The organism is Pseudomonas sp. R3-41, assembly GCF_054161485.1.
Map to the genome: position 1 here is coordinate 2,045,865 of NZ_CP096421.1, position 14,070 is coordinate 2,059,934.

14 protein-coding genes and 1 tRNA gene are annotated in these 14,070 nt (G+C 59.3%); 10 read left to right on the forward strand and 5 right to left on the reverse strand.

The window, feature by feature from the left end:
* Positions 1 to 69 precede the first annotated feature (69 nt).
* Positions 70 to 882 (reverse strand): c-type cytochrome, encoded by an 813-nt coding sequence (locus M1D99_RS09280; protein WP_458131665.1) that lies wholly within the window; start codon positions 880 to 882, stop codon positions 70 to 72.
* A 611-nt stretch (positions 883 to 1,493) separates the two neighbouring features.
* On the opposite strand from M1D99_RS09280, the gene M1D99_RS09285 reads away from it, so the two are divergent.
* The 3 genes from M1D99_RS09285 (at position 1,494) to M1D99_RS09295 (ending at position 5,691) form a co-directional block, all read left to right on the forward strand.
* Positions 1,494 to 2,699 carry an acetyl-CoA C-acetyltransferase gene (locus M1D99_RS09285; protein ID WP_458131666.1) on the forward strand — a complete coding sequence of 402 codons (1,206 nt, stop codon included), beginning with the start codon at positions 1,494 to 1,496 and terminating at the stop codon, positions 2,697 to 2,699.
* Between the two features lie 24 nt (positions 2,700 to 2,723).
* Positions 2,724 to 4,868 carry a 3-hydroxyacyl-CoA dehydrogenase NAD-binding domain-containing protein gene (locus M1D99_RS09290; protein ID WP_458131667.1) on the forward strand — a complete coding sequence of 715 codons (2,145 nt, stop codon included), beginning with the start codon at positions 2,724 to 2,726 and terminating at the stop codon, positions 4,866 to 4,868.
* Positions 4,869 to 4,956: 88 nt separating this feature from the next.
* Entirely contained in the window at positions 4,957 to 5,691 is a 735-nt protein-coding gene (locus M1D99_RS09295) for an amidotransferase (RefSeq protein WP_186707230.1), read from the forward strand.
* Positions 5,692 to 5,774: 83 nt separating this feature from the next.
* Here M1D99_RS09295 and M1D99_RS09300 read toward each other — a convergent pair whose 3' ends face one another.
* From M1D99_RS09300 to M1D99_RS09310, 3 genes are all read right to left on the reverse strand, one after another.
* The gene (locus M1D99_RS09300; RefSeq protein WP_434574811.1) at positions 5,775 to 6,746 is read right to left on the reverse strand and encodes a magnesium and cobalt transport protein CorA; all 972 of its coding nucleotides are present in this window, start codon (positions 6,744 to 6,746) and stop codon (positions 5,775 to 5,777) included.
* A 135-nt stretch (positions 6,747 to 6,881) separates the two neighbouring features.
* Positions 6,882 to 7,604 carry a 1-acylglycerol-3-phosphate O-acyltransferase gene (locus M1D99_RS09305; protein WP_186707232.1) on the reverse strand — a complete coding sequence of 241 codons (723 nt, stop codon included), beginning with the start codon at positions 7,602 to 7,604 and terminating at the stop codon, positions 6,882 to 6,884.
* A gap of 356 nt (positions 7,605 to 7,960) precedes the next feature.
* Complete coding sequence (locus tag M1D99_RS09310) at positions 7,961 to 8,650, reverse strand: crotonase/enoyl-CoA hydratase family protein (protein WP_053180884.1); 690 nt, start codon at positions 8,648 to 8,650, stop codon at positions 7,961 to 7,963.
* Positions 8,651 to 8,957: 307 nt separating this feature from the next.
* Here M1D99_RS09310 and M1D99_RS09315 point away from each other — a divergent pair.
* The 7 genes from M1D99_RS09315 (at position 8,958) to M1D99_RS09345 (ending at position 12,905) form a co-directional block, all read left to right on the forward strand.
* A tRNA-Ser gene (locus M1D99_RS09315) sits at positions 8,958 to 9,047 on the forward strand.
* A gap of 326 nt (positions 9,048 to 9,373) precedes the next feature.
* Entirely contained in the window at positions 9,374 to 9,856 is a 483-nt protein-coding gene (locus M1D99_RS09320) for a nuclear transport factor 2 family protein (RefSeq protein WP_458132121.1), read from the forward strand.
* Positions 9,857 to 10,016: 160 nt separating this feature from the next.
* Positions 10,017 to 10,244 (forward strand): zinc ribbon domain-containing protein, encoded by a 228-nt coding sequence (locus M1D99_RS09325; RefSeq protein WP_186707235.1) that lies wholly within the window; start codon positions 10,017 to 10,019, stop codon positions 10,242 to 10,244.
* A gap of 158 nt (positions 10,245 to 10,402) precedes the next feature.
* The gene (locus M1D99_RS09330; RefSeq protein WP_434574816.1) at positions 10,403 to 10,735 is read left to right on the forward strand and encodes a type II toxin-antitoxin system HigB family toxin; all 333 of its coding nucleotides are present in this window, start codon (positions 10,403 to 10,405) and stop codon (positions 10,733 to 10,735) included.
* Entirely contained in the window at positions 10,732 to 11,373 is a 642-nt protein-coding gene (locus tag M1D99_RS09335) for a helix-turn-helix domain-containing protein (protein ID WP_458131668.1), read from the forward strand. The genes M1D99_RS09330 and M1D99_RS09335 overlap by 4 nt, the downstream gene beginning before the upstream one ends.
* A gap of 340 nt (positions 11,374 to 11,713) precedes the next feature.
* Entirely contained in the window at positions 11,714 to 12,295 is a 582-nt protein-coding gene (locus tag M1D99_RS09340; protein ID WP_186707238.1) for a hypothetical protein, read from the forward strand.
* A 49-nt stretch (positions 12,296 to 12,344) separates the two neighbouring features.
* Entirely contained in the window at positions 12,345 to 12,905 is a 561-nt protein-coding gene (locus M1D99_RS09345; RefSeq protein WP_186707239.1) for a GNAT family N-acetyltransferase, read from the forward strand.
* A 34-nt stretch (positions 12,906 to 12,939) separates the two neighbouring features.
* Here M1D99_RS09345 and M1D99_RS09350 read toward each other — a convergent pair whose 3' ends face one another.
* Positions 12,940 to 14,055: a S1C family serine protease gene (locus M1D99_RS09350; RefSeq protein WP_458131669.1), complete on the reverse strand. Its 1,116-nt coding sequence runs from the start codon at positions 14,053 to 14,055 to the stop codon at positions 12,940 to 12,942.
* Between the last annotated feature and the right edge of the window lie 15 nt (positions 14,056 to 14,070).

Genomic DNA, 14,070 nt, shown 5'->3' on the forward strand with positions numbered 1-14,070 from the left:
CTCGCAAGCTTTATAAGGGCTGCTACGCAGCCCAGCGGGAGCAAGCTCCCTCGCCACAAAAAAGCGATCTCACGGGGCCGATGGCTGCTTGCGTCCCGCCATATGCTTCAAATAACCCACCAGCAAATCCAGCTCTGAGTCCGGCAGCACCGCTGTGGAGAACCCGGGCATTTTTCCCTGTGGCCAGCGTCGCAGGCCTTGCGGGTCGCGGATGTAGCGCTTGAGGAAATCCCCGGAGAAGTATTCGGTGGGGTTGAACGGAATGTTCAGGTCAGGACCGAACTGCGCATCGCCGGCGCCATTGAGCCGATGACACGCCAGGCAGTTTTTCTGAAACAGCTCGAAACCTTTATTGACCGGGTCGTCCTTGGCCAGGTTGGGCGCCGGCAGCAGGGCCGGGAAGCGCTCAGCCACGGCCGACAGGCGCTTGATGCTCGCCACCGCGTAGGGCCATTGCTCCGGGCTGATGTGACCCGCCTGCGGATCGGTCCAGACCAGATAAAAAGGCCCGGCGCTGGACTTGCCTTCCCCCAGCGACGGCCAAGGCTTGGCCGGGTCCTCGATCGCCAGCCAGGCACGGGCTCCGCTCTTGTCGAGGAGTGGCGCAGCGGGCATTTCGGCAGCGAAGCCGTCCAGGGCAACGGCTTGCAGATGGTCGTCCGGCTGGATACCCGTCAGGAGTGAAGTCAGTGGCACGGCTCGATAACTCATGGGTTTCTTGTAGGAAACGTCCTCGGCAATCTGGACCGTCCGCGCATCCGGGTGCTTGAGCAGTTCTTCGGTTTGCCAGGTGCGCGTGCTCGCGCCCAACTCCAGCACCAGTTGCGCGGCATAAAGGGGCGAGCTGAGCAGCAACGCCCCGAACACAATGAGAGCTTTCAAATCGGTCGCCTTCCATGTCGAGGGGAGCCGCGAAGGTTGGCACAGCCATCGCAGCTCGAACAGTGAACCCATCACATTTTTTGGCGATACAACGCATTGGATGATGCAGGTGCCCACGCGCAGGGTTTCAGCCAATCACCTTGGTGATATTCGGCAAAATCAACAGCAGCGTCGTGGCAAAGAGAATGAGTCCGGCTTGGCGAACTTTCGATTGTTTGAACATGGCTGACCCGCCTTTTTTGTTATTTCCTAAAAACCAGCCTGCATATCCATGACGGCTGGTGGTGCACTTCCTGTTCCGACAAGCGCCTCGGCAAAACCCGACGACTTACTTGTACAAGGATTACATTAGGGGCCGCGGCCGCCTTGGCTTAGATCCAATTCGTATCAGCTTTTAGCTCGTGGCTATAAAAATGATATGAGGCGGATTGCCACCTTCCTGCTGGGCCTTTTGCTAGACAGCTTGCCCTCCTGAAACGGTTAACCCGATAGCACGCTACCGTTCGTCTGAGCGTGGTCGTCAACGTCATTGAGCGCTGTGGTCATTGAATCCGGCGCCGCTGGGCTTATGGTTGAGGCATCGCATTACGCCCGTGGTTTCGAGGATGGTCATGACCCAAGCTTTGATTTTCGACGCATTACGCACCCCTCGCGGAAAGGGTAAGGTCGATGGTGCCTTGCACAGCGTCAAGCCGGTGAACCTGATGGGCGGCCTGCTCAGTGCCTTGCAGCAGCGTATGGATCTGGACACCAGCCAGGTTGACGACATCGTGCTCGGATGCGTGACGCCGGTGGGCGAGCAGGGCGCCGATATCGCCAAGACGGCTGCGCTGGTGGCCGATTGGGATGTCAGTGTGGCCGGCGTGCAACTCAATCGGTTTTGCGCCTCGGGCCTGGAAGCGGTGAACCTGGCGGCCATGAAAGTGCGTTCCGGGTTCGAAGACCTGGTGGTGGCCGGCGGCGTCGAGTCCATGTCCCGGGTGCCCATGGGCAGCGATGGCGGTGCGTGGGCGCTGGACCCACAGTCAAACCTGCACGGCCACTTCATTCCCCAGGGCATCGGTGCGGACTTGATCGCCACCTTGGAAGGCTTCAGCCGCGAGGATGTCGACGGTTACGCACTGCATTCCCAGCAAAAAGCCGCGCGCGCCCGGGCCGACGGTTCGTTCGATAAATCCCTGGTGGCCGTGCGGGACCAGAATGGCATCGTGCTGCTGGCCCACGACGAATTCATCCGCGCCGACTCCACGCTCGACGGCCTGGGCAAGCTCAAGCCGAGTTTCGAAGCCATGGGCCAGATGGGCTTCGATGGCACGGCGCTGCGGGTGTATAGCCATGTCGAGCGAATCAATCATGTGCACACGCCGGGCAACAGTTCCGGCATCGTCGACGGTGCGGCGCTGATGTTGATCGGTTCCGAAGCCAAGGGGCGCGCCATGGGCCTGCAACCCCGGGCGCGAATCGTCGCCACGGCCGTCACCAGCACCGACCCGACCATCATGCTCACCGGCCCGGCACCGGCCACCCGCAAGGCCCTGGCCAAGGCCGGGCTGCGGGTGGAGGACATCGACCTGTTCGAAGTCAACGAAGCTTTCGCCTCGGTGGTGCTCAAATTCATCCGGGACATGGCCATCGATCCCGCCAAGGTCAACGTCAACGGTGGCTCCATCGCCCTGGGACATCCCTTGGGAGCCACCGGCTGCGCAATCCTGGGCACGTTGCTCGACGAGTTGGAAGCGCGTCGCCTGCGCTATGGCCTGGCGACCCTCTGTGTCGGCGGCGGCATGGGCATTGCCACCGTCATCGAACGCCTCTGAGCCCGACTTCAAGGAACACCTTTCATGACCGATGCCATCCGTTACGAAACCGGCCAGGACCGGATCGTCGTCCTGACCCTGGACATGCCGGGCCAGAGCGCCAACACCATGAATGCGCGTTACCGCGAGGCCATGGCCGCTTGCGTCGCCCGTTTGAAGGCTGAAAAGGACTCGATTGCCGGTGTGATCATCACCTCGGCCAAGCACACGTTTTTTGCCGGTGGTGACCTCAACGAGCTGGTCAAGGTCGGCAAGCCCGAGGCCAAGGCTTTTTATGAAATGGTCCTGCTACTCAAGGCGCAACTGCGTGCCTTGGAAACCCTGGGCAAGCCCGTGGTGGCGGCCATCAATGGCGCGGCCCTTGGCGGTGGTTGGGAGATCTGCCTGGCCTGCCATCATCGTGTGGCGCTGGACCTGCCATCGGTGCAGCTCGGCTTGCCGGAGGTCACCCTCGGCCTGTTGCCGGGCGGCGGCGGGGTGGTGCGGATGGTGCGCCTGCTCGGCTTGGAAAAGGCCTTGCCCTACCTGCTCGAGGGCAAGAAGGTCAATGCGCAACAAGCGCTGCAGGCGGGTTTGATCGATGAGCTGGCGAAGGATCGTGACGAACTGCTGGCCAAGGCCCGGGCCTGGATTCTCGCCAACCCCAGCGTCGTGCAACCCTGGCACGCAAAGGGCTATCGGCTGCCGGGCGGCACGCCGTCCGACCCGAAAGTCGCGCAAATGTTGGCAATCGCCCCCTCGATCCTGCGCAACAAGACCCAGGGCTGCCTGCCGGCACCGGAGAAGATCCTCTGCGCCGCGGTGGAGGGCGCCCAGGTGGATTTCGACACGGCCCACCTGATCGAAACCCGCTACTTCACCGAACTGACCACCAGCCAGGTGGCAAAGAACCTGATCGGCACCTTCTGGTTCCAGCTCAACGAGATCAAGGCCGGCGGCTCTCGCCCACAAGGTTTGGCGCCATATCTGACTAAAAAAGTCGGCGTGCTCGGTGCGGGCATGATGGGGGCAGGTATTGCTTACGTTAGCGCCGCGGCCGGCATTGCGGTGGTGCTGAAAGATGTCGATCTGGCGGCAGCCGAGAAGGGCAAGGCCCGTTCGGCGGCGTTGCTGGATAAAAAGATCGCCCGCGGACAACTCACTGCCGAGCAGCGCGAAGCCACGCTGGCGCGGATTCACCCTACCGACAGCAACGCGGACCTGGCCGGTTGCGACTTGATCATCGAAGCGGTATTTGAAGATCGAGCCCTGAAAGCCAGCGTGTCGGCCGCCGCCCAGGCAGTGGCGGGAGATGATGCGGTGATCGCTTCCAACACCTCGACCTTACCTATCACCGGCCTGGCCATGGCCGTGCCGGACCCGACGAAGTTCATCGGCCTGCACTTCTTCAGCCCAGTGGAAAAAATGCCCCTAGTGGAGATCATCAGGGGCGCTCATACCAGTGACGCGACCTTGGCCCGGGGTTTCGATTTTGTCCTGCAGATCAACAAGACGCCGATTGTGGTCAACGACAGTCGCGGTTTCTTCACGTCGCGGGTATTCGGCACCTTTACCAGTGAAGGCATCGCCATGCTCGGCGAGGGCGTGAGCGCGCCGATGATCGAGACCGAAGCGCGCAAGGCCGGAATGCCGGTCGGACCTCTGGCGATCTCTGACGAAGTTTCCCTCGGCCTGATGAGCCATATCCGCACGCAAACCGCCAAGGACCTGCGTGCAGAAGGGAAAACGCCGACTGAGCATCCGGCGTTCGCCGTAATTGACTTGCTGCTCAACGAATACAAGCGCCCGGGCAAGGCCGCTGGCGCCGGCTTCTACGAATACCCGGCCACTGGACAAAAGTATCTGTGGCCACAGTTAAAGAGCCGCTTCGAGAAAGTCGACGGGCAGATTTCCCCGCAGGATATCCGGGATCGCCTGCTGTTCATCCAGGCCCTGGAAACCGTGCGCTGCGTGGAGGAGGGCGTACTGACCTCGACGGCCGACGCCAACGTCGGCTCGATCCTTGGCATCGGCTTTGCGGCCTGGACCGGTGGTGCGCTGCAATTCATCAACCAATACGGCCTGCCGGACTTTATCGGTCGTGCCCAGTACCTGGCCGAGCAATACGGCGAACGCTTCTCACCGCCGGCCTTGTTGTTGGAGAAAGCCGCCCGGCACGAACTGTTCTGACAAACCAGGGAAGGGGCTTGCCTTGGGACCGTGTTTCAAGGCAGGCTCTGGGGTGTGCAATATTCCCATCACGTGTCAGGTATTTTTTATGTCGCTACGCATCTGCATTCTGGAAACCGATATCCTGCGTCCTGAACTGGTCGACCAATATCAGGGTTACGGGCAGATGTTCCAGCGGCTTTTTTCACAGCAGCCCATCGCGGCCGAATTCATCGTGTACAACGTGATGGAGGGGCATTACCCCAGCGATGACGAGGCGTTCGATGCTTACCTGGTGACCGGCAGCAAGGCGGACTCCTTTGGCACCGACCCTTGGATTCAAACCCTCAAGACCTACCTGCTGGAGCGCTACCAGCGCGGCGACAAATTGCTCGGTGTGTGCTTCGGTCATCAACTGTTGGCGTTGTTGCTGGGCGGCAAGACCGAGCGCGCTACCCAAGGCTGGGGCGTTGGCACCCATCGCTACAAACTCGCCGCCAAGGCGCCGTGGATGAGCCCGGTGATGGAAGAACTGACCTTGCTGATCAGCCATCAGGACCAGGTCACCGAACTGCCCGAAAGCGCGACCGTCATCGCCTCCAGCGATTTCTGCCCCTTCGCCGCCTACCACATCAACGACCAGGTGCTGTGCTTCCAGGGCCACCCGGAGTTCATCCACGATTACTCCCGGGCCTTGCTGGAGATTCGCCAGCAACACCTCGGCGAGCAGATCTACAGCCAGGGCGTGGCAAGCCTGGCCCATGAGCACCACGGCACCACAGTGGCGGAGTGGATGATGCGTTTTGTGGCGCACAAGCCGCAGGTTGAAACCAGCCAAGCCTAAAGGTCACACGCCGAGCAGGACTTAATGTGGGAGCGAGCCTGCTCGCGATGGACGCCACACAAATCCCACCGGATGATGCTCGCCTACAACCACCCCGACCGCTTGAAACTCGCCCACAAAGCGGTGCACCCCACCCCGATGAATCCAAGCACCAGAAAATACCCATAGTGCCAGGTCAACTCCGGCATATTTTCGAAGTTCATCCCATAGATCCCGGCTACGGCTGTGGGAAACGCCAGGATCGCCGCCCAAGCGGCGAACTTGCGTTGCACCACGCTCTGGCGCGACGCTTCGAGCAGCACGCCGACTTCGATGGTCTGGCTGGCGATGTCGGCCAGGGTCGCCAGGTCTTCCATTTGCCGCGTCACGTGAATCTGCACATCGCGAAAGTACGGGCCCATGTTCTTGTCGATGAAGGGGAAGTCGAGTCGCTGCAGCTCTTCGCTGATTTCCACCATGGGGGCTGCATAGCGACGCAGGCGCAACACGTCGCGGCGCAAGCTGTGCAGGTTCTGGATATCCCGCTCGTTCAGGGAGCTGCACAACACGTTACGTTCCAGCTCGTCGATTTCGGCATGAATGGCTTCACCCACCGGCTGGTAGTTCTCAATCACGAAATCAAGGATGGCGTAGAGGACAAAATCTTCCCCATGTTTCAGTAAGAGCGGACGTGCCTCACAACGCTGTCGGACGTAGGCGTAGGACGCGGAATGACCGTTGCGAGCGGTGATGATGTAGCCCTTACCGGCAAAGATATGGGTTTCGATGAACTCCAGCTTGCCGTCCTTGCGTATTGGCGAATACGTGACGATGAACAACGCATCGCCAAAGGTCTCCAGCTTGGGGCGGCTGTGTTTTTCCATGGCGTCTTCGATCGCCAGTTCGTGCAGGTTGAATTGACGCTGCAGGTTGGTCAGCTCCAGCGTGCTGGGCTCTTCGAGACCGATCCACACAAAGTGACCCGGTTTGGCAGCCCACGTGCTGCCTTCGTCGAGGGTGATATTGGTGACTTTCTTACCGGCACTGTAAACCGCAGCGGCAACGACTCTACCCATAATGGTGGTTCACTTCTTATTGGAAAATGGCAGTGGCAGGCAGCGTTCAGCTTAACGTGCCCTGTTGCTTGAGAGTCAATGAAATCTGCGGAGTTCGGCGGTAAAAGAAAACCCGCCGTAGGGCGGGTTTTCCATTCACGCGGCTTGCAACTGCCGGTCCATGGTCGCGATGCATTCGCGCATCTGCTCGCGGCATTCGGCGATGAGCCGGGGCATGTCATCCATGCTCAATCCGGCCGTAGGAATTGCCGGCAACGAGCGTATGAGAATGTCACCGCTGCGCCAGCGATTGAGGCGCATGTGCTTGATGTAGCTGCTGACGCACACCGGAATAATCGGGACCCCAGCGGCGATTGCCATCTGGAATGCACCTTTCTTGAAGGGCAGCAGGTCCTCGCCCAGGTTGCGCGTGCCTTCCGGGAAGACCCAGATCGACGTGTCCTCATGCTGCAACGTATGAGTGGTGGTCAGCATCGATTGTCGCGCCTTGATCGCGTTGCCGCGGTCGATCAACACATTGCCCGCCAGCCAGAACAACTGCCCGAACAGCGGCACCCATTTCAGGCTCTTCTTGCCAATGCACACGGTACGGCGCGGCACCACGTTGCCGAACATGAACAGGTCATAGTTGGATTGGTGATTGGCGATGATCACGCAGCCGTTGGGCTTATTCACCAGCGTGTCGACCTGCGTCCGGACCCGCAGGCGCAAAATGCACATGGCCGGCAACGCGTACAGCCTGGCGCATAAACGACTGTTGTCCGGATTGAACGGCCGGCACAGGCCCAGAATCACCCCAAGCACACCCGCCAGGACAAAGTGCAGGCCCATCAACAACATACGCAATACAAACAGCATCTACAGGGCCCCATCGGGACAAAAGGTGGCGCAGTGTACGGACGTGCACTGTTTTCAGCAATTGCCCCTATAGAGGTAGGAAATGGACGATGTTTAAGCGCATGTTTCTAAGTAGTGCGCCAGAAGCGTCCTAGAGCGGTTGGAGATTTTTAAGCGGCCCATGTAGGAAAAAGCCCAACGCTAGGGGAGGGGCTTAAATCCGTGGCGAGGGAGCTTGCTCCCGCTGGGCTGCGCAGCAGCCCAGACCATTCCACACGGTGCATCAGGAAAAACGGCTGGCAGTTTTTTACGACTGCTGCGCAGCCGAGCGGGAGCAAGCTCCCTCGCCACAATGATGTTTGAGTGATTTGTGAGCGTCAGCCCATATGCTCCTGATCCAGCAGAATCGCACTGTCCAGCGTTTCCAGCAGCGCCTTGCGAACTTTCAGCTTGGTGTTCTTGTGGGCTGACATATTGATTTTTTTCAGCTGACGCGCTGCTTCCAGGGCTGCGCCCTGCAGCTCTTCGGCCGACACCACCTTGTCGAGGAAACCGGCATCCACGGCGCCTTGGGGATTGAACATCTCGGCGTTGATCACCGAACGGTGGAACGCCGACTTGCGCAGGCGATCACGGGCCAGTTCGATACCGGCATGGTGCATGGTCATGCCAATCTGCACTTCGTTCAGGCCAATGCTGAACGGGCCTTCAACACCAATGCGGTAATCCGCCGACAGCAGCAGGAACGCACCCTTGGCCACCGCATGCCCAGGGCAAGCGACAACGACAGGGAAGGGGTGCGACAGCAGGCGACGGGCCAGTGTCGAGCCGGCCGTGACCAGGCTCACCGCTTCCTTGGGGCCGGCAGTCATCACCTTCAAATCGTAACCACCCGACAAAATCCCCGGCTGCCCGGTAATGATCACCACCGCCCGATCCGCCGTCGCCTGGTCCAGCGCTGCGTTGAACGCGGCAATCACATCCGGCGAGATGGCATTGACCTTGCCGTTGTTCAAGGTCAGGGTCGCGATACCGTCTTCGAGATGGTAGGCAATCAAGTCGCTCATGACGCTATTCCTTGTAAGAGAAGTGTCGCAGACGTTACCCACCGCCGAAGGCCAGGTAAAGCGCCGTGACTGACTCACCGGTCAGCCCCTAACCTCGCAAACAGCCTGGCCCGCCCATCCCGCCACGCCTTCCTCTATAGAGCAGTACCTACGTAGCCCCGAAGATTGGCCGGTTTGCCCTGCCCAGGCGCGTTTTAATGCCCGACGAAGCTTAACCGCATGAAAATTCTGAAAAAAACCTTTGCCATCGGAAAAGCTTTCGACTACATTAGCGCGCCTCGACAGACTGAACAGTTTAGCGAGATACGGTGAAGTGTCCGAGTGGCTTAAGGAGCACGCCTGGAAAGTGTGTATACAGGAAACTGTATCGAGAGTTCGAATCTCTCCTTCACCGCCACATTCGATACACACAAAACCCCTGGTTTCCAAGAAACCAGGGGTTTTGTGGTTTCTGCCGTCTGAAAAATACGCAAGGCGCGTGGAATATCCAGGAATAAGCACTGGCCCCTGTGGGAGCGAGCTTGCTCGCGATGACGGCCATACATCCATGTGACTGATCCACCGCTATCGCGAGCAAGCTCGCACAGTGGCCTCGCCACTGAACAGCATCGGGCAACCTCACAGCAGTATCGGGCAAAGGTTTCTGGGCACACGCCGTTAAGGTTCTCTTGGAAGAGCGTCCTATCAACTGCATTGCTGTGAGAGAACATCATGACCATATGGATGAATTTGGCTTGGCGCGTCCAGGCTCTTGCCCTGTCTTTAGTGTTTGTCACGAGTAACGTCTGGGCTTCGGAACCTATTCAAAACGCCAATACGGATCTGGTCCGCCAGGCCTTCGCGAATTGGCAACAAGGCAAAGGCACGGTATTCGATCTGCTGGCGCCCAATGCGAAATGGACCGTGGCCGGGACGAGTCCTGTTTCTGGTGTCTATAACAACAAGGCTGAGCTGGCCCATGTCGTGCGGTCGATTACCGCTCGGCTGGCAACACCGATTGTCCCCACGGTGCAGAACATCGTTGCTCAGGATGATGTCGTGGTTGTGATGTGGGACGGAACAGCCACGGCGCTTGATCATAAACCCTACAACAACACCTACCTGTGGCACATGACCTTCAAGAATGGTCAGATCATTGAAGTCACAGCCTTTCTGGACACCTACGTGCTGGACGACCTTATCCGGCGCGTAAAACCTGTACAGTAGCGGTTCCGCCGAAACAATTGCGTTGGGCTATCTTGTTGGCTGTGAAGCAGTTCGCTTTTCCGTCGCGTGGTTTTCAAAAGGTTCACTCGACTCAGAACAAAAACCGGAAAGGCATGGTCTTTGTCAGTATCCCAAGTTCGTCTCTTCCTGAGGTCACGCAATGAGTCTGATCGATTGCCCTGAATGCGCATCCCGAATTTCCGACAAGGCCTACGCTTGTCCACATTGCGGCAATCCTTTCCGGGAGCCGAGTTTCCGCCTGACCGAGAAGAACGTGGGGCAGATTGCCGGGGTAACCGGCGTCTGGCTCACCGCGCCGTGGGTCGCGCGGATGGTCTTTGGCGTGGTGGCCGTGATTGCGGTGGCGGCGGTGTTGATCTTACGGTGATCGGTCTCCGTGATCGCTGGCTTATGTCCTGGCTCATCTGGCCCAATGCTTCCGGCCAAATCGCCGGCTCGCCACAGCATGAGTCCCGCCATCGCCAATAAAATGGAGTTGTGAAAAAACACAACCAGAGTACCATCGGCTCAAAGACAAGGAAGCCTATGGATATACTCACGCCATCACGTTTTGACGACGCTGCGATTTTGTACCCCAACGACAAGGCCGGGCTTGATCGATGCCTGCGCATTCTGAGGATGGCGCGCCCCAAGGCGTTCGCCGACCTGCAAAAGCTATTCGGTACGCACGGTGTCGACTTGTTCAAGCCCAGAGCGGCAATGAACTGGGTGGTGATCGACGTAGGCGGCAATAATCTCAGGGTGATAGGCGGCGTCAACTATGCCCGGCAGAAGTTCTACGTCAAACACATCTACACGCATGCCGATTACGACGTTGCCAACAGCTGGTATGCAAGAAATAAAGGGGTAAGACGATGAGCGCAGCCCGGAACGACTTTCAAACCGTGATCGCGACGCTTGGCGAGCTACACGCCGTACTGGATCGCCTGCGCGGTGAGTTTGTGCATGGCATCAAGACCCCTGCCGACTATGCGCGTGCGACGGCCCTGCTCGATGCGCTTACCGACGGGCGCGAGCTGAGCAGGACCGAGGAGAGGATTCTCGTTGAGCTCGAGGACGAAATCCTGGCCTATCAGTGCGATTCTGACCAGTTTCGCGAATCGAATGCCGCCTTTGAGGCGAGCTGCACGCCTGTGCAGTTGATCAAGGACTTGATGGAGACGCTCGGGCTCACCGGTTCAGACCTCCCTGAAATCGGTGATAAAACGGCGGTGTCCAAGGTGCTCAATGGAGATCGGCCGATCAGTCACAAGATGGCGTACGCGCTGGCAGAGCGGTTTGCGCTGGAGCCGAGTGCTTTCTTGCCAGCGGCCTCTGCAAAGGCGGCCGCTCATATCGAAACTGTCCCTCTTCCTGTCAGTAAAACTTCCACCCATTACGTTTTGCACGAGGACGCCCTGACCGCATATTCAGTGGAAGAGGCCGGTTCCGGTGAATACAAAGTGGTGACTTCGAAGGGTCGCAGAAAGACAGCCAAAGGGCTGGACAAGGGGTAGGGCAATCATCTGCTGATCAAGGGGCGGCGTTGGTTGTCGATCCACGCGAGTTGAGGATGATCCGCACCCCCATGACCATCCCAACCAGCACAGCCGCAAGACCTGACATCTCCAGAAGTGTCGGCAGCCGATGATGAAACCACAAGCCCAGCTCAGCGTCGCGACCACGGCGAGGGCCAATCCGGTGATGAGGTTTGAGTGGGCCTGGATCATCAGGCGTGCGCCCCGGTACGTCGACTATTGCAGCCAATCCCTGAACCCTCTATAAAATCTCGCGCTGACATCGCGTTCCTTTTGACCGTTGTTGGCCCTGGATATCTGACCCGCATGGAGCATCATCGTGAGCCAATCGCCACACCCCCTCATCTCCCAGGCTGATATTTGCCCGGGCACTACCTCCCGCGTCCTGCGACATGCCTTGAACTTCATCTTATTGACGCTGCTCACCGGCTGCGGAGCGCTGTCGGATGTCCGCTCTTTCTCCACCCCTTATTCCACGCCTGACGGTGGCGAGACCGCACGCTTGCGGGTGATCAGCGATGGCATGGTCAGGGCCGTACCCAAGTCCGATTGTGTGGACTTCCGCCTGCCGGGCGCGGGCGTCATGGTGGCGTTCCGGGATGGCTACGCCAATCGCAACGGCGAACGACTGGGCATGCCAGACGACGACAAACATTCATCTTCCACGGTAATGACTGAGCTGCTGGTGCCTGCCGGACAGCCCATCGCTTTTCATTACATCGGTGCTCAATGCTACAACATGTTCCGCTTTGTCCCTAAAGCAGGGGCGGATTACCAACTGGAGGCTGCGGGGCGCTTCAAGTGCACGGTCACCCTCAAGCAACTGTCCGTGAAAACGACCGAGCTTCCCCCTTTATCCTTGGAGGACAGCAAGCTGTGCAGGATCACGGATAACTTGTAGCGTGAAAACTTTTCAAGGACGCCATAACGTTTGAAAAGGAATCTTCATCATGGACCCTATCCCCACGTTCCAAACCTGCCGCCTCATCCTCACCCCCCTTGAACTGGCGGATGCACCGGCGATTCAACGATTATTCCCATACTGGGAAGTGGTCCGTTACCTGGACAGCCGCGTGCCCTGGCCGTACCCGGATGACGGCGCGCTGACCTATGTGCGCGACCATGCGCTCCCCGCTGTCGCCGCCGGGCGCGAGTGGCACTGGATGATCCGTATTGCCGAGGACCCGGCACAGCGTATCGGCAGCATCAGCCTCTACGATCAGCCAGGCAACAACCGCGGTTTCTGGCTGGCGCCGCAATGGCAGGGGAAAGGCTATATGCGCGAGGCGTGCGAAGCGATCAATGCCTATTGGTTCGAAACCCTGGAACGCCCCGTCATGCAGGTGCCCAAGGCCGTGGGCAACCTGGCTTCGCGCAGGGTGTCGGAGCGCGAAGGCATGCGCATGATCGGGACGCAGCAGGGGGAATTTGTCTGTGGGCCGTTGCTTAAAGACGTCTGGGAAATGACGCGTGAGGCGTGGCTTAAAGCGAAAGCTTCATCGAACATCTGATTCCCGCGCCGGCCAGAGCCACCCATCGAGACAGTTACTGACTCGCCAACGGACGCCACGCGGTGGTCTGCAGATAAGGCCACTGTTTAAACAGTAGACCCCGCGTTGTTTCTACGCCCTGCAAGGTTTCTGTGCAATTGACCATCGCGGTAAAGCTGCGCTCGGTCAGCATGAAACTCTCCGACCCCAGTGCCTGGCACTGTTCGCTGGCACCGATTGGCTGGCAAAACATCGGTTGCATTTTCACGTCGTAGCCTTGGGACCGAGTGAATGCCTGGAACTCCGGCATAGCGAGCCGAGCGGGTGTGCCGCTCAGTGCCGGGCCTTGCCAGACGGCGGTGATGAGGCCCCTTGATGGATAGTCGCTCAGCCCCTGGACTTGTCTGGCCTCGAACAAGGCAAAACAGAACGAAGTATGGGTCGCGCTATTGCTTGCTGGCGATGTCACGGGAGCGGCGAGGGGGCGCGTCGGCGCGGCGGCTGCCGCAGGTGCAAGCGCTACCGAGGGTGCCAAGCCCGATGAGTCGCCTATTTCCACCAACGCGTCGATGGGTGCCCGGTTGCGCCACACCTTCAACGGCGCCGCGAAGCCAGGTCGAATACGACTGGCGACAGCGGTCAGCTCGGCAGGGCTGTTGACCGGAGTCCCGGCAATTTGCAAAACGATATCGCCGGCCAACATGCCGGCTTTTTCCGCGCCTGTTCCTGGCACTGGCCTCACGACCAATACGCCGCTGGTTGCGGCTAAGCCAAATTGCTGAGCCACCGCCGGTGTAACGCTGGTGATGTGCAGGCCCAAGCCCCCAGACTGATTAGGTTCCGATGCGGGCATTGCCGCGGACATCCCGGGCGTCGGTGACACCGCAGCGGCAACTGGTGCTGGAGCGCTACCGGCTGAACAATCGCGTTGTCTGGCGACTTGTTGGATCACCAGGTTAACGGGGTCGCCCGCCATGCTCGGATGCTTTTCCCAGCCCTGTTTGGTCGCCAGGAACGTTTCACAATCCATGGCGTAGTAGGTCGCCGGATCTTTGACCTTGCGCAGGTATTCCGCCGTTTCGGCTCGCTCGGCGGAGCTGTACATCGGGTTGACGCAAGACGCCAGGAGAGGGGAGAGCACCAGTAGTGCGGCAAGGCATTTTGTCGACATGGGCTTCTCTGAGGT